Source organism: Mycobacterium shunyiense (genome assembly GCF_058270075.1).
Genome location: NZ_JBZDPU010000040.1, coordinates 624,277 through 639,713, shown reverse-complemented (window position 1 = coordinate 639,713; position 15,437 = coordinate 624,277). Strand labels below are relative to the sequence as shown.

The following is a 15,437-nucleotide window of genomic DNA, read 5'->3' as shown; positions in this document are numbered from 1 at the left end:
CCAAACGTGTCCTGACCGCCCAAGACATCGCCGACATTGCGACGCGGTACGAAGCAGGCGAGACCACCCAGCAGATTGGCACGCGTTACGGCATCTCCAAAACCCGCGTCGCTACCGTCCTCCGCGAGCAGGGCATCACCATCCGCCGCCAAGGCCTGACCGACGAGCATGCGAGGGAAGCCGCCGAGCTTTATGTCAGCGGCAAATCACTGGCGTGGCTTGCTACTCACTTTGGTGTCTCCCACACCGCCATCGCTGCCAAACTTCGCCAGCAGGGCGTCCAGCTCCGGCCCCGTCCGGGGTTCGGTTAAACCTTGTTGTTGCGCAGCCAGTTGAATGAGTGCCCGCGCATACTGCTTTGGACCTGGCTTTGGCTTCACGACAGATCGAACCGTGATCACGCGTTTCTTCGTCACAGTGACGGACCCTGCCTGCGACCAGTCTCCTCGCTGCAACTTGGCATATGCCCGGCCAGCGCGCTGCGGTAGCGACGGATCGACCTGACCAACGATGCGCCGATGTAGCCGCAGCTCGGCGTCGGTCATGTCTTGGTTTATGACGTAGTACTTGTGGAGGTCCCACTGTTCTTGTGGTGTGAGCAACGAGAACTCCCATTCGTGAGACGTCCAGATCTCACACAGTTGTTCTCGTCGGGCAGAGTAATACAAATGTGTAATTCGAGGCATAGTACTCGCAGTATGCGCTAACGAGACAGTGTCTCAAACCACAGTCGGTTTGATGATTTCCCTTGCAATGAGGGCGATTACGAGAGAAAAAGGCAAGCCTCAATCTGTAGGCCCACGCAACCCTCCTTACCCGTTCGAGATCCGTAGCGCTTACGCTAGTACGAGAGTACAGCTAGTACTGTTCAAGAAATAATAGTTCATGCTATACTCGACGTAGAACCAGCAAAGAATAGGAGGTAAGACATGGCAGAACCAGCCGAGACGAACAAACCAACGGAGGCTGCGAAGGCCTCGAACAGGGGCAAGGGATTCCCCGTACTTTCCCTGCCTGAAGCAGCGAAAATCATCCGGGACGCCGGGGCATACGGTAAGCAGCACACCGCATCAGCACTCGCGGCCTACGCGGGACACCAGACCGCCAACAGCGGACCGTGGAAGCAGAAGGCAGCCGCTCTCCGGGAGTGGGGGCTGATCGTTGCGCAAGGAACGGAAGCCATCGCATTGACGGACCGTGCTTTGCAGATCGCGCACCCCGAGTCGCCAGAGAAAGCTCAGGCAGCCATGCTGGACGCCTTCCGTGGCTCGAAGTTGTTCATGACGATCTACGACGATCTCGCCAAGGGCAGCGAACTGAGCATCGCGCAACTCGGGAACAAGGCAGTGACGAGTCACGGCGTCTCGATCGGATCGAAAGATAAGTTCACAAAATCGTTCGTAGAAAGCGCGGCCGCAGTTGGTCTCGCTGAGCGAGTCGGGACGGACAAAGTCAAAGTTCTCGCAATTGCTACGACGGCACCTTCGGATGAGCCCGAGGAGCAGGCACAAGATATTGGTGTCGAGGAGCCGGCCAAGAATCCAGACCCCGGCAAGACGAAACGCCGTGTTGGTACTCCTGTGATCGATCAGACGTGGCTCGTCAAGAACGGCGAAGTTAGCTTCTCCATCAGCTCTGACAGGGCGCTGGCTGCCTCCACGTACGCCGAGATTGGCAAGGTTGTGACGGCCGTAGAAGACCTGGTGAAGTTGTTGGGCGTTGACGAAGCTGACGACGACGGTAGTAGCAGCGATGGCACTACCGACTAAGACCTGGGACAAGTATGAGATCGACATCCGCCAGCTCGGTGAACACCGCGGCGGCGTCGACCTCGGTGATGGCTTTCTACAGAGTCTTGATCTTGTCGACGACGACGGCGAACTTACCGCCCGGGGTAAGGATCTATTTAATGCCGTATTTGTCGCACCCAACGCGACCGCTGCCCATGATGTGATGCACGGAGCACTATTGCAGAACACCGAAGTGTTGGTGATCTGCCAGGCACTCTTTGGTGTACCGAACGTCGGTAAGCGCAACGCCGAGTCCGCCTTGCGCGCTCAACACTACGGCGAAGGTCTGACTGATCGAAAACTCGGCAGCCTCCTTACCGTTCTCGATCTATTCGGCGTGATTTCGTACAAGCGCGGCCAGCTTGAGGTCCTGGACCCACCAATCAGCGAAGGGGTTGTCCCTGCCAGTGTTTTCATCAGCCAGGACACGCCGTTCTCGAACGCACTTTGGCTTACGCGGGTTCTCCGCGAATGTGTAGGTCATATTTATTGGATTGATAAACACTTTCAACCGGGCGGCTTGGAGATAATTGCTGACGCTGCGGACGGAAACAGAGTCTCAGATATTCGTGTCCTGTCACTTCAGCTCGAAGGCAACTCCAGCAGTAAGACACGCAAGAAGTACCAAGCGCTGCAACAAGAGCTGCAGGGCAAGGGAGTATCGTTTGAGTGGCGGTTTATCGACTCGTCGCTAGTCAGGTCCACCCACGATCGTTGGGTGATTGGTGAGGACACCGCCCGGAACGTACCCGATGTCGGTACGGTCTTGTCCGGCAACCACTCTGAGATATCCAAGAGTGAACATGCAGAACGCCTGAACGGCGAGTTCGAATCCTACTGGGTACAGGGCGCAGAGTTCTCCTAAACGGGTGGGCATCGAATCTCGAAAATAGTCGGCACAAGTTGTGCCGACTATTTCTATTATGACTATCAGTAATGCTTAAGATCTGGTGGGGCTGGATGGGGTCGAACCATCTACCAAGTGGTTATGAGCCGCCTGCTCTACCGATGAGCTACAGCCCCACATCATGGGTGAAAGAATCGCAAACACGTAATCTCACGCCTCTGACCATTTTATCATTGATTACCCTCAATAGAGGTCGAATTCACCGGACATGTGTGCAGCTTTGCATTTCCGACAACACCATCGGTACGTCGAAACAGGGGTCGCACTGTTGTACTGAGAGCGACAAAAACATGTACCGATTCGGATACCTAGTATGCCTTACTCGAACCTTTTAACAGAGGTGAAGGGCAGTACGGGCGTCAGTGAGGCAAAAAGGAGGGTGTACCGATAACACCAAAAAAGCTGCGAAGAACGACTCACCGACCTCTGTTATTACAGACAAATGGTCGAATGTATGTTCGAGCGAATTGGAGGTAATAGGAACGTACTCGAACAGAGGTCACCTCTGTAAGAAGTGGGCTGACCTGCGGAAACGCATCGACTCATCACCAACACGACCACCTCTTCTACGCCTGGACGGCCCGAAACGCCGCTCAAAGCGCTTCCTTGCCACCCAGGACATCACTGACATCGTCACCTCGTACGAAGCGGGCGAGACCACCCAGCAGATCGGCGCGCGTTACGGCATCTCCAAAACCCGCATCGCTACTGCCCTCCGCGAGCAGGGCATCACCATCCGCCGCCAGGGTCTGACTACAGAGCAAGCCACCGAGGCGGCCGCGCTCTATGCTGCTGGCCGCTCACTTGCCTGGCTGGGTGCCCGGTTTGGCGTCTCGCACACGACTGTCCGGGCCGCGCTCAAACAACAGGGAATCCAGCTCCGGCCGCGCCCAGGATGGCGTTAAGCCTTGTTGCTCCATGGCGACGCCCAAGATCGTTCGCGCGTACAGTTCCGGATCCGGCGAATCCTTTTTAACACCGCGCAGCACAGGTGATGTGCTGTTCTCTTTAGCGATATGAACGCGTTCTCGTTCGAGCTTACTCGTCAAAGCATGCCTAAGAGTAGCCCGCACCTTCCTGCGGGCAATGCAACACGAAGCCATGCAAACCGATTCCACGCGGAGTGTGTTTAACGTATAGTAAGTTACTATTATGGAGCTATATTTCTCAGACTATTTTGAGGTCGACCCCAGCGACCTTGAAGAGTATGGCGCGTTCAACATCAGTGTCGTAACAGACCTGCCACTGTTTATCGATCCATTTCTCTTATTCAACAGCGACAAGCCTGAATATCAGACGCTCCACGCGGATATCATAAACTACCTCATCTTTCTGCGCGACGAGGCAAAACCCGGCCTAGCTCCAGGCCTGATAAAGGCTTGGTACACCTTCAAGGAGGTGCGCCAAAACTGGCTCGGCTACACGCAGTTCGGCAACGGTGGCAGTGGGCTTGGCCGGGAGTTCGCCGTCGCTCTTCATGGGTCACTCGGCACGATTCTGTCGAATTTCGGAGCAGAAGATGTTACTCAAGGATCCCATTTAGAGAAACTCACGCTCATCAAGTCTGGCGTGGGCAAAGATAATATCAGCGACTTCACCACAAACTTGATCAAGGACTACCTACTAACCTACACGGAAAAGTTCGCCCGTGCGCACATTGATCCGAAATACTGTGCCAACGTTCCGGTTACGCGAGCGCGGTTCAATTACGGAACAAAAACCTGGGAGACGCGGACCTACTATTTGCCGAAGCTGGAGAACGATTACGTGGTCCTTACTCCTGCCGACATGCTGACACGTGATGACACCTGGATCAACCATGGAGATATGGTCCGATCGTTCGACCATCTACCAGAAGCGATCGATGACGACCAACTGCGTGCGCAAGTGCAGGAGTACTTCAGGTCGCGGCTCAGCGAGAAACCCACGCCCAAGGAAAGAAAAGCAGCCGCGCAGGCGACGATTGAAAAGTTCCGTGAACTTATCGACCTATACATCAAATACAAAGAGGACAATGGCGATCAGGCGCAAGCCATCAGCCTCGAAAAGATGGAGGACACCCGCCGCGCCCTCGTCGCGCAGGTCCGTGCGGTTATCCCCGACCTTGAGCAGAAGACGAAATTCTACGAGCAGCCGTGGACGAGTTATGAAGAATCCCACGCAAAGGCCCTACTGTTCAAACAATATGTCGAGAACCAAGACGGCTACAAAGTCATCAATCGCGGGAAGGGTGAGCCCTTCTCGCGAGAGTCAGAAGTCCAGTTATTCTTCGGCCTTCTGTGGATGAGTACCGACTTCGATGTAAATCGGGAGCCCAATAACGGCCGCGGGCCGGTTGACTTCAAGGTCAGCTTTGGCGCGAAAGACAAGTCGCTTATCGAGTTCAAACTGGCAAGTAGCAGTAGCTTGAAGCGGAATCTTGAGAAGCAAGTCACTATCTACGAGGTAGCGAATCGAACGAACAAATCGGTCAAAGTCATCATCTGTTACACCGAGGGCGACCAGGCAAAGCTCGCCAGAGTACTTGCCGAGCTCGGTCTCGAAAAAGAAGAATCCATCATCACGATAGATGCCCGCAGTGATAACAAGCCTTCGGCGTCGAAGGCTTAGACCCAGTGAAGATCGGCATGCAACTTGGCGCTGACGCCGACACGATCCGCCGAGCGCCCTCAAGCGCGACGTGACGACGCGAGACACACACGGCCGCAAACGCTGCTAGGCACTCTTGCCCTTGTCTCGGTCGAGCCACGGACGCCTGTCGTAGTACCACTCGACGCTCTTCGGGTTCTGCTGCCGCCGCTGCTCTATGACGAGAAAATCCGGATCTTGGCAGTTGAGGGCGTAGCGCGGGTCGGCGCGTCGTAACCGGGGCAAGGGTTGAGGTCTTCTGGAGATGGGAGTTCTCTCGCTGCCCACCAGGAAGACCTCGATGTGCACGACGCTACACGTGGTGCGGACTTCGCTTGCGCCGACCTGACCACTTTCCGCCGCCTCGATGTGCTTGGGGCTGGAGGTTGATCGGCCAGCGCCTGGAAACCGACCATGCGGTGTTGGAGTGCCGGATCCGCGACGGCGACACCACGAGTCGTCGCCTGGAGAGAAGGGCGCGGTACGCGACACCGTGACCCGCCAATTTGCTCACGAGCCGTTTCGATGGCGGCCCGCCTCGAACACCTGCGCGGCTCCGCCCCTGACATTTCGGAACCTCACCAACTACATCGCGCGGTCTCTGTTGGAAACATGCGTATTCAGACCACGACTACACCCTTAATCATGAAGAGCCCCCAAGGATAGAGATGGAGGGGCTCGCGTCCTCCTGTCGCCCGCTACGCCCCAGCCCATTGCTACACTGCGCCAATCCCAATGAAATATGGCCGAAAGTTCGGGGGCATGGGTGGACGAAACGCAACGGAGCGGTCAAAGTGCGCTGCCTATATCGTTGATGGATCCCCGCCGCTTTCTGTCGCTCTTCTATGACCCCGTCGCGCACAACGTGGGTGCCAAGAACATCGTCCACTTGCATGTACTGCGAATCGATGCGGGCGATTTTGCCATCGACCCTCTGTTCACCATGCTTTCCAACATCAGCATGACCTACGTGCTTTCTCGGCAAAAAATGGACAAGGCGCTTACTGACCCGAGCCGCATGGTGGAATGGGTCGACAAAGTGAAATCCCAGTTCAAGACTCCAGATCCGAAGGCCGGCGAAGGTGGTGAACTGCTACTCTATTCCTTTTTGGAGGCACACTTGGGCGCACCGAAGATACTTTCCAAGATGGAGTTAAAGACCTCCACCGATCACTATATCCACGGTTCAGATGGAGTCCACCTCCTTAATGTATCAGACGGCAAGTACCAATTGATCTTTGGTGAGTCGAAAATGTACGGCGACCCCAAAGGTAAACCAGGCACGAGTGCACACGTCGGCATTAAGGCCGCCTTTGCGTCCATCGGCGAAGCGCATGCAGCAGGGTTCGAGGTTGATGTCTGGCTGGTGGAATCAGAGTTACTTAAGGAGGCATTGGAACCGTCGCAGGTTGAAGCGTTGGCTGCCATATTGCTACCTCCGGCAGACGGCGACAAGGCGGTTGAGAAGGCGAATGCCTTCGGCATTTTCATCGGCTACGAACTGGACGTTACCGCCTTCCCATTCATCGAGAAGACTGCTGAAGAGATCGAGGCACATCTTCGAACGCTCGCTGAACGGGCGATCACGGATGAATTGGACACGATCAAGGCCGAGATTACTAATCGCGGCCTTGGCGGATATTGTTTCCATATCTACGCAGTTCCGTTTTTGAAACGGAATGTGAATGGTCAAATTTTGGGCATCGAGAACATACGAATAAAGCTAGCAGAGCGCCTGAGTGGACGCGGCGCAAAGACATGACCATGCCGAGCGCCGCCGAATCATTAAGTAACTTGATCATTGAACGTGAAGACTTCCGGGCGAACTTTCATCGGCTAGAGGAACTCGTCGCGAATAGATTTCTGAAATCTGGACGAACCGACGTTATGTCGGATAGATCACTGAACAACCTTCTGCGATACGCGGATATTTTGTCGAATTCGGACAACTCGCTGCATCGTGAAACAGCGTACGTAACCATCGCACTACTACGGGAGTACGATGACTTCGTAGGTCTGTCGGAGCCGATGGCGGATCGCGTCCAGGCGGTCTCCGAAGCCGTTCTGGTCCAGCTCGGAAACTTTCCAGGTATCCGTACTCTTCAGAAGGGTGCCGGCACCCGATTCGCGCTCCCACTCTCCAGAGGTGGCCTACGCGCTGCGAAAGAAGTACTTCACCGCTCCAACCAGGGAGATTCCGTTCTAACGGACGCCCAGTACGCGATCGCTGAGCGTCTGCGGGGAGCCGATTTCTTCAGCTTCTCAGGACCAACATCCCTGGGGAAGTCATTCGTCCTGAAGGATGCGCTGTACAACATTGTCCGTGAAGACAAGATGGACGACCAGTGCGTTGTCATTCTCGTGCCAACCAAGGCGCTCATTGGTCAAACGGCGACAGATCTTCGTGGCCTTCTTGCAAACGTTCCAGAAGTAAACGTGGCGACGTATCCATCTTTGCCGCTCTTTCTCCGCAGGCGATACCGTAGGACGATTTTTGTCCTCACTCCGGAGCGTTTGTTGCGGTATCTCGCAGATCCAGTCCGGGAGATCGAATATCTCGTGATCGATGAGGCTCAGAAGGTGGTCGCCAAGAACGATGCGCGTAGCTCGCTCTATTACCACGCTATCGTGGAGACGATGCGTCGATTCGCAACGAAGCTTATATTTGCCGCGCCGAGCATCAAGAATCCAGAGTTGTTTCTCGAACTCTTCGGCAAGGCAATCGACGGGGCGATGGCGACAACGGAGCGAACCGTCTCCCAGCAACGATTCTTCATTGACCTTATCGACAGGCAACAGTATTATTTCTCAAACCTGGACCAGACGTCGCGTTCGCTATCGAAAGATCCCGAGGCTTCCGAGGCTGTCGACCTCATAACTACACTCAGCGGGGATCGAAAGTCGATAATATATGTAAACGGGTCGATGAAATCGGCCGACTTCGCGCTACGCCTAGCGATGAAACTGCGACGGGTCGATGATCCCAAGCTCGAAGCGTTGAGGAAATACATCGGTGAATACGTGCACCGACAGTACTACCTCAGTCAAACGCTGGAGAGTGGCGTCGCCTTTCACCATGGCAAGATGCCACAAGAGGTGCGTGAGAAAGTTGAACACGCCTTTGCTGATCCGGACTCCCCTTTGCAGTATGTCGTGTGCACATCAACCTTGCTTGAAGGCGTGAACCTGCCCGCCAAGAATATCTTTATCCTCAGCGACAAGCACGGCAATCGAGACTTCTCAAAACTGGACTTCGAAAATCTAGTCGGACGCGCGGGACGGCTCACCTACGATTTTTCCGGCAACGTAATCTGCGTCCGCGAGCAAGCCTCGCGGTGGGGCGAGAAGACTCAAGGGCTACTGGCGCGTGTTGAACCGACGAATGTCGACAGCTTCCTGGTGAGGCCGAACGCCCAACGAAAGAAGGAATACACCGACATCGCCCGTATTCTGCGGGGCCAGGATCTGCCCGGTAAGCCCTCTGCTGATGAGCGTCGCAGCGTTCAGCAGTATGCAGCGATCCTGATGCTTCACCAGATCGATCAGCAGCAGACGCCGCTGCGTGGGATCTTCCTGGACAAGATTAGTGACGGCCGTGATCTGTTGAGACGAGCGACGGCGTCGATTGAGGTGCCGGCGGACGTCTTGAGGCGATCACCGAGCATCTTGCCGGAATATCAGAACCAAATTTGGCTCGGTCTCAACAGCGGTAATGTTGATGTTTTACTGTCACCGCACTCGGAGATCGACAGCGTCGACACATTCCATGACGTGCTGCGCCGACTTAGTGTTCTTTACAATTGGCCACAGGTAGAGTCACGGGGCGTTGACCCGTTGTTGTCGGGTATGTCGACCCCGGATGGTATCGATCGGCGACTGCTGTACTGGGCGATACTGATGCAGAGTTGGGTGCGAGGAGACGCCCTGAGTCAAGTCATTGGGAAGGCGATCGGCTTCTATCGAGGCCGAGGCGAGATCTCGTATCGCGACTACTCGCAAGCAGCGAGCTTGGTGGTTGAGACATTCGATGTATCTTCCGCAAAGCACATTAACCTGGTCATTGAATGGACCCTCCGCGATCTCGATGGCGGCCTCCGCTTTCGAATCATGTCTTATCTTCAAAACTTCTACGATCTCAGTCTCGCCGCCCGAGGTCGTCACGACGCGGGCGTGAACGTCGCCTCCCTGGTTGAGTATGGGACGTCAGATACGCAGGCGATCCAGTTACAAGAAGTTGGACTCAGTCGCTCAGCGGCAGCCGAGATTCTCGGCTATGCCGACTACCTCAGCTTCTCTGAGGCTGGCGAACTTGAAAACATTGACGATGTCGGCCTCATTGCAAACGAGGATCTAAGCGATGCCGTACGCGCGGAGCTGGCCAGTATCCTCGCCAAGGCCATGCCGAAGAACTGAAATGACACGCCGGAGCATATTTTGGAGTCCCTTTGACAGATCCTCACCGGACTCGGTATCAAAGTGGCTACTAGGCGAAATGCCCTAACGCGACGCAGTTAAGTACATCCGTGCGCAGCAAGGGAGTGGACCCGGCGCCCAGATGCGCGCTTAAGTCCTGCAGTCCACACCATGGACCTCGATGAAGCCGACCCCCACCACGCCCCGCCTTGATCGAGCGGTCCGGGTCATCGCCAGAGGTCGCGAGAAGCTGACTTACCAGCGACCATCAAGCCTAGGGTCTTGGTTCACCTGTTGCTGCCGGTAGCCGTGACGGTGGGCGCGGGCGAGCGTTCTCGCGTCTACGGCGCCGTAGACGCCGCTCTGGTGACTGGCCTCTGTCCCGATGTAGAGCACATTCTCACGCCCGCTATGCGGACCCCACCCGACAGTTGGCCGGACGGCCACAACTGAACCCTTATGAACGTGTTCCCACCAGAACCACGCGTCGCGTCTGATACCCGATGAGTCGCCGTAGATTGACACGTACGCCTTGCTGCCCCGAGCGGCGTGCTGATACACATCCTCGATATAGAGCATCTGCAGCCCGCTGTCACTGGCGCAGTCGTGAAACGACGCCCACGATTGAGCGGCCGCCGCGTCAAGTTCCGGCCGTGGTCTGAGCAGAAACAGCCACGCCAAAAAGCCTGCGACAGCGAAAAAGAGAACGACTTCCATAGCCCCCACCCCCCGATTCGCGGGAAACCAATCCCGCCAACACGATCGTAAGTGCATGCACCCATGCGAGCGTTGGCCGAGCGCTTGTTCCCCGCGTTCGCGCCTGCCACCTTCAATCGGAACGTGGCTGCAACGACGTGTCGGTCTGCTGCCTTATGCTTCGATCGTGACCAGGCGAATGGCAGATGAGGCCTTCCGTATGCATCAGGAAAATCATCGTCTCGACCCACACATCGCACCGATTAACCAGTTTGTTGCCAGCTTGCAGGACCCTGCGAACAACCTCTGGTTGCCCGAGGTCGCACCAATTCACGGTGGTACCGACGCGCTGGCGCTCTCAGTACTCCGTGATCCTGGACCCAAGACTCAGGTCGGTAGCGGATCGGGATTCCTTTGTATTGAGAATGATGATCCGACTGCCGAGCGCCAGCTGGAACTCTTTGAAAGACACGGAATCTCACCCCGGAAAGTGTTGCCGTGGAACGCATATCCTTGGTACGTCAACCGTGCTCCTAATGCGAGTGAACTTAACGCCGGCGCTGACGTGCTTCGGAAGCTGATCAATCTTCTACCGCAATGCCGGGTCGTTCTCCTGCAAGGCACCCATGCTGTCGATGTGTGGCGACGCGTGCTCAAACTCTCGCCAACGCTCCAACAAGACCGGAACGTCGAAGCGGTCGAGAGCATTCATCCGGGTCGACAAGCACTCTGGACACCGGATCCAGCCGAACGGCAAGCACGCATCAACAAGCAATCTGCCGCCTACGCACGAGTCGCTGCGATCATCGCGACGGAGTAGGCAGGTGCCCACACCCAGAGGCTTACAGAGATGCCGCAACCGATCCGACTGTCACCGGCAGTTACGGTTGGCGACTCGGCCACCCGCGCTGGAAGTAGGCCGCGCGAGGATCCGGCTCCTTCGGCATACTCAAGCGCTTGAAATCTGACGAGCCCGCAATCCACTTCACCGCTTCCGCGGGAAGGTACACCTCACCATCGCGATGCTTCCAATAGTCGTCAGCAGTACTTGGTCCGCCTAGTCGTTCGATCTCTGCCAATGAAAACTCCGACACTGGTGACCAGAAGTTGTTCACCATCCATCGGCGAATCTCTTGATGTAGTTGTGGCACCACTCATCGATCGACACCATCGCCACACCGCCGGAGCGCTAATGTGCAGCTTCGAATGCCTCAACCACCTCGGCCTTGATTCTGCCGCGGTCTGACACTTCGTAGCCGTTCTTCCGAGCCCACTGACGAATCGCAGCCAGCTGCTCTTTAGAAGCTGAAGCACCGTTACTGGCAACACCTTCACTAGCAACGTTTTTCGGCCGACGGCCTCTTCCCCCGCGGACCCTCGTCGCTGCAGCCATAAACGGCTTCAACGCCTTGTCGAGCTTGGCGATATTCGCAGCAGACAAGTCGATGTGATAGTCGACTCCGCGCAGCGAGAATTCCACCCGCTCGCCGTTCCCATCAGTAATGTCGCTGCCGTCGATATCGTCGATCAGCTGGCGCACGATCCGCTCGGCCATGTTCGTTACTCCTGTCAGCGATTCACGGGAAGATTCAAACAGCGGCGACTATACGCGCTTTCACTCGCTGTACCGCCATCTCACCACCAACGTCGCCCTCTGACTCGAATCTCACGCACAGGAATCTCCCACGGCGCCAAAGGCCGATCTACCACTGGCCGTATGGTTTCGGGTCGAATGCGTTCCTCGTTATGTTCTCGCTCGAAGTGCTCAGCATCGAACTCGTGATGCACGCGGAGAGCGTCAACCATCCTTGCGATGAGAACATCGAGTCGACGCACTTCGGCCTCCGCGGCAGTTAGACGCTCCACGAACGTCACTGACCGGTGACCGCACCAGCCACGAAGCAATTCGTGCAAGGGCCGGTAGACCCTGCGAAACATCTCGTATTCGCGCTCAGGCGGAGACGTCTGCTTGCCCGAACCATCGATTGCTTCGTACTCGCGGCCCCGCTTGCAGTGCTCTCGAATCTCTGCTTCTTCCGCCATGATTCGCTCCAGGATGGGTGCTGGATTAGCTGCACACACGTACTCGGCGATGAGAAGCGTGCCGCGCGGCGACAGCTCCAGCACGTCGCCGTGCTCAAACCACTCAACCTGATCGAGGACGTCGTGCATAGGCCGGTGCATCAAGTGCTCCAGCTCGTCGCGATCCCGCACCGTCGCGCCATTACGGACGAAAGAGTCGTAATGCGTTGCAACCTCGGAGGGGATGAGCGCCTCGAACACCTCAGCGCCAGCCCACTCTTCAGTCTCATCAAGGCCGTCGCGGTCGAGTCGCTGCCAGTTGGCCATGCGCTCGTCGTACTCCGCGACACCGCTCCACAGTCCGTGCAAACGCGTGGCCGGAATATTGTCTCGAACGCCCGCGCGTTCCCCGTCTAAGAACTCGACATCTACGCGGGTCGTCTGCTTTCGCTTCTCAATCCCGAGAATCTTGACTCGCTCAGATGGGCTATAGACCTTCAGGCGGTAGATGTACTCGTCGCCAATCTCCATCTGCCTATCTGACAACGTCAAACCAATTCGCGCATCCTTTCCTTCACCCGGATCGGTCGGCCCATCTCGTCCGAGATGCCACAACGTCGCGGCAGTTCGAGTACGTCACTTAGGTGGAACGATGGTGTAGAGCATGGATTCTGACCTGCTACCCGCGCTGTAGGACGGGTGTGGCGCAGTCTGGCCCGACGTTGAAATTGATGCACAGAAGCACTGATCGCGACGGCGATAATCATTCCATGCCTGATGAGTCGGCCCCACCCATCGAACTTGCACCGCCGTACTCCATGGACTTCGTCGCGCACCTGCACGCCGGCTGTTACGCCGAAGGCATCTCATGGCAACTGATGCGAGCAGTGAGTCAAGACAAGGAAGGTCAGCGCATGCTCGACGCGTTGTCGACCATCCAGCTCGAACTCCGCATCTGGTCGTAAACCAACGCACCCCCAATATCACCGCTCATGCGTTCAGGATCGCCTCTACCCAAAGGATTTTCGGGGATGAGGCTTGTGTGAGTAAGCTCGGCGAGCCCGTCGCCAGGACGCGGCAACAGATCTGAGATGGGAGTGAAATGGGGAAGCTGGGACGCGCGACAAGGATCGAGTTCACCGATGGTTGTGTGATCGACACGCCTGTCGAGGTGGCGCTGCTGCGCGGCGGGACCCTGAGAGTCAGCCACAGCTACAAGGACGACGGCGTGAAGCATAGCGCCATATCGCATTTTGCATCCGGGCAGTGGAAGTCGTTCGACCTTGAGACATACACGCTTGTCATCGAGAACCTCGACGATAAGACCACAAAATGCTACCCCGGCTTATCGACTCGCAAGGCCGGTCCATTCATCTTCAAGTACTTGACGAAGAACATCAAACTGAAGAAATCGAGTGCACTGGCACGCACGAACGAGCTGATGAGATCCCTGGAAACTGAGGTGGGTTATTCCGGGTTCCCTCGGCTATCGATGAAGCTCACGCAAACACCCGAAGAGTTGCCTGCTCAGCAGAGCGGCGCTGAAACGTCGGACTGACGGCGCCGAGTGTGGCTCTATCCGAGATAAGAACGCCGCGCCAGAACAGGGCTTTCGTGTCCCTAACACCAATAGTCGGAAACGACTCATCCTCAGATTGCCGGAGTGGTCCAGTCTCCCGGTTCGCCGAGACTCGGCGCCGCAGATCTGGGGCGGTCCGCCAGGTACCTCGGATCTCGTCGCATGCGGTGGTACACACTGGGGTGCAGGACTCCGGTTTCGGGTATCGGTCGTTTGCGTCTTCCGGCGAGGATCCACAGCCGACCGTTGTTGTGAATAGCACCCATGGCGAAATCTTCATCGACAGTGCAGTACTGGGCGTAACGGTCAGGGGCGATGTCGAGATCGGGAAGTGCGCCATCGGTGACCCATTTCAGCGCTATGGATGCCAATTTGTGGTCAGGCTCAAAGGTGCCGCCGACATCCGCGTGCACACCGGCGAACCACTGCTCCTCGAGTCCGCGCGGGTGCTTCTCGATGAGGTACTCACGGTAGGGACGGCGTCGCTCGTCGATCGACACTGCATGCCGGATGCGTGCGACGTTGGGCACCGTTCGTGTGTACGGCCAGCGGAGATCGCCGAACCGTAGAAAACCGGCGGCTTTCACGGTGTCCCATAGCCCCATGTAGGCAATCGGGACAGCATATCGCCACACCTGTCCCGGATTGTTTTGCTTGATTTCGGAAAAGAGTGGCTCGTTGTCGGTCCTCCAGCAGAACGCTTCGGCGAACCGCGCCCATTGGGCGTATTCGTCGTCTTTGAAATCGCGATTAATGGCGTACTTTTCGACGGCGTACGGGATGAGGTTCTCCGATCCCGGCCGCACCAGTCCGGGGCGGAGCAGCATGCCGGCCAGAGCCCTGGCTGTGTAGGCCCCGCGGCTGAAGCCGAAGACGTAGATTTCGTCGCCGGGACGCCAGTGCTGCATCAAGTACTGGTAAGCCTCGGTGACGTTGGTTTTGAGTCCCGACCCGACAGCCCGCATGTACAACAGTGAGGCGGTGCGACGTATCGGGGTCAACGCCGCAGCTGGGGCGAGTGTGCCTACACCTGGGTCGTAGTAGGCGAGTTGAGCTTGCGGGTTGTCCTTGTTGAGCATCGCGAACAGCTTGGCGACGTTGGTTGGATTGCCCGCGCCAACTTGGTTGGCAGTGCCATCCAGGCAGATCACGATCCTCTTGCCGCCCTGCGGGTCAGCTGCTGGCTGATTCATCACAATCCCCCTCGATCACCCAACACAAACCACGAAACGGTAGCCAGTTGTCTCCGATTTACGAATTGTTCTCCCTTCGTTCGGCCGCCGTGGAATTTCCTCCTGGCGGACGCCAAAGCGATGTCGGAAGTTCTTTTCGTTCCCGAGTTTGACAAGCTGCTACTGGCGTAGGTTCTCATGTAAATGGCGTGCGCGGTGCGAATTGACCA

At 56.7% G+C, this 15,437-nt stretch carries 15 protein-coding genes, 1 tRNA gene and 1 pseudogene; 10 read left to right on the top strand and 7 right to left on the bottom strand.

Annotation, left to right across the window (positions count from 1 at the left end; genetic code table 11):
* Nucleotides 1-206: 206 nt before the first annotated feature.
* Nucleotides 207-545 carry a hypothetical protein gene (locus tag AC4ELH_RS33640; protein ID WP_498889198.1) on the bottom strand — a complete coding sequence of 113 codons (339 nt, stop codon included), beginning with the start codon at nt 543-545 and terminating at the stop codon, nt 207-209.
* A gap of 384 nt (nt 546-929) precedes the next feature.
* Between AC4ELH_RS33640 and AC4ELH_RS33635 the strand changes: the two genes are divergently transcribed.
* Complete coding sequence (locus AC4ELH_RS33635; protein ID WP_498889196.1) at nt 930-1,769, top strand: hypothetical protein; 840 nt, start codon at nt 930-932, stop codon at nt 1,767-1,769.
* Nucleotides 1,720-2,655, top strand: coding sequence for a hypothetical protein (locus tag AC4ELH_RS33630; protein ID WP_498889194.1), 936 nt, complete (start codon nt 1,720-1,722; stop codon nt 2,653-2,655). Before AC4ELH_RS33635 ends, AC4ELH_RS33630 begins: the two co-directional genes overlap by 50 nt.
* Before the next feature lie 83 nt (nt 2,656-2,738).
* Here AC4ELH_RS33630 and AC4ELH_RS33625 read toward each other — a convergent pair.
* Nucleotides 2,739-2,813: transfer RNA gene (locus AC4ELH_RS33625), tRNA-Ile, on the bottom strand.
* A 246-nt stretch (nt 2,814-3,059) separates the two neighbouring features.
* Between AC4ELH_RS33625 and AC4ELH_RS33620 the strand changes: the two genes are divergently transcribed.
* Nucleotides 3,060-3,602: a hypothetical protein gene (locus AC4ELH_RS33620; protein WP_498889192.1), complete on the top strand. Its 543-nt coding sequence runs from the start codon at nt 3,060-3,062 to the stop codon at nt 3,600-3,602.
* Nucleotides 3,603-3,849: 247 nt separating this feature from the next.
* Nucleotides 3,850-5,307 (top strand): DUF8370 family protein, encoded by a 1,458-nt coding sequence (locus AC4ELH_RS33615; protein ID WP_498889190.1) that lies wholly within the window; start codon nt 3,850-3,852, stop codon nt 5,305-5,307.
* Between the two features lie 105 nt (nt 5,308-5,412).
* On the opposite strand, the gene AC4ELH_RS33610 is transcribed toward AC4ELH_RS33615, so the two are convergent.
* Nucleotides 5,413-5,634: a hypothetical protein gene (locus tag AC4ELH_RS33610; RefSeq protein ID WP_498889188.1), complete on the bottom strand. Its 222-nt coding sequence runs from the start codon at nt 5,632-5,634 to the stop codon at nt 5,413-5,415.
* Here AC4ELH_RS33610 and AC4ELH_RS33605 point away from each other — a divergent pair.
* The 3 genes and pseudogenes from AC4ELH_RS33605 to AC4ELH_RS33595 all read left to right on the top strand — a co-directional run.
* Nucleotides 5,629-5,866 (top strand): annotated as a pseudogene (locus AC4ELH_RS33605) (ISL3 family transposase); the annotation flags it as partial. The gene AC4ELH_RS33610 and the pseudogene AC4ELH_RS33605 overlap by 6 nt on opposite strands.
* Nucleotides 5,867-6,067: 201 nt before the next feature.
* Nucleotides 6,068-7,087 carry a HamA C-terminal domain-containing protein gene (locus AC4ELH_RS33600; protein ID WP_498889186.1) on the top strand — a complete coding sequence of 340 codons (1,020 nt, stop codon included), beginning with the start codon at nt 6,068-6,070 and terminating at the stop codon, nt 7,085-7,087.
* Nucleotides 7,088-7,089: 2 nt separating this feature from the next.
* Nucleotides 7,090-9,738 (top strand): DEAD/DEAH box helicase, encoded by a 2,649-nt coding sequence (locus AC4ELH_RS33595; RefSeq protein ID WP_498889184.1) that lies wholly within the window; start codon nt 7,090-7,092, stop codon nt 9,736-9,738.
* 255 nt (nt 9,739-9,993) lie between these two features.
* Here AC4ELH_RS33595 and AC4ELH_RS33590 read toward each other — a convergent pair whose 3' ends face one another.
* Nucleotides 9,994-10,455 (bottom strand): hypothetical protein, encoded by a 462-nt coding sequence (locus tag AC4ELH_RS33590; RefSeq protein WP_498889182.1) that lies wholly within the window; start codon nt 10,453-10,455, stop codon nt 9,994-9,996.
* A 166-nt stretch (nt 10,456-10,621) separates the two neighbouring features.
* On the opposite strand from AC4ELH_RS33590, the gene AC4ELH_RS33585 reads away from it, so the two are divergent.
* Entirely contained in the window at nt 10,622-11,254 is a 633-nt protein-coding gene (locus AC4ELH_RS33585; RefSeq protein ID WP_498889180.1) for a uracil-DNA glycosylase, read from the top strand.
* 369 nt (nt 11,255-11,623) lie between these two features.
* Here AC4ELH_RS33585 and AC4ELH_RS33580 read toward each other — a convergent pair whose 3' ends face one another.
* Entirely contained in the window at nt 11,624-11,989 is a 366-nt protein-coding gene (locus AC4ELH_RS33580; RefSeq protein ID WP_498889178.1) for a histone-like nucleoid-structuring protein Lsr2, read from the bottom strand.
* A gap of 80 nt (nt 11,990-12,069) precedes the next feature.
* Entirely contained in the window at nt 12,070-12,987 is a 918-nt protein-coding gene (locus AC4ELH_RS33575; protein ID WP_498889176.1) for a hypothetical protein, read from the bottom strand.
* Between the two features lie 239 nt (nt 12,988-13,226).
* Here AC4ELH_RS33575 and AC4ELH_RS33570 point away from each other — a divergent pair, with 239 nt between their 5' ends.
* Complete coding sequence (locus AC4ELH_RS33570; protein WP_498889174.1) at nt 13,227-13,421, top strand: RsmA family anti-sigma factor; 195 nt, start codon at nt 13,227-13,229, stop codon at nt 13,419-13,421.
* Nucleotides 13,422-13,558: 137 nt separating this feature from the next.
* The gene (locus AC4ELH_RS33565) at nt 13,559-14,014 is read left to right on the top strand and encodes a hypothetical protein (RefSeq protein WP_498889172.1); all 456 of its coding nucleotides are present in this window, start codon (nt 13,559-13,561) and stop codon (nt 14,012-14,014) included.
* 92 nt (nt 14,015-14,106) lie between these two features.
* On the opposite strand, the gene AC4ELH_RS33560 is transcribed toward AC4ELH_RS33565, so the two are convergent.
* Nucleotides 14,107-15,228 (bottom strand): T6SS phospholipase effector Tle1-like catalytic domain-containing protein, encoded by a 1,122-nt coding sequence (locus AC4ELH_RS33560; protein WP_498889170.1) that lies wholly within the window; start codon nt 15,226-15,228, stop codon nt 14,107-14,109.
* Between the last annotated feature and the right edge of the window lie 209 nt (nt 15,229-15,437).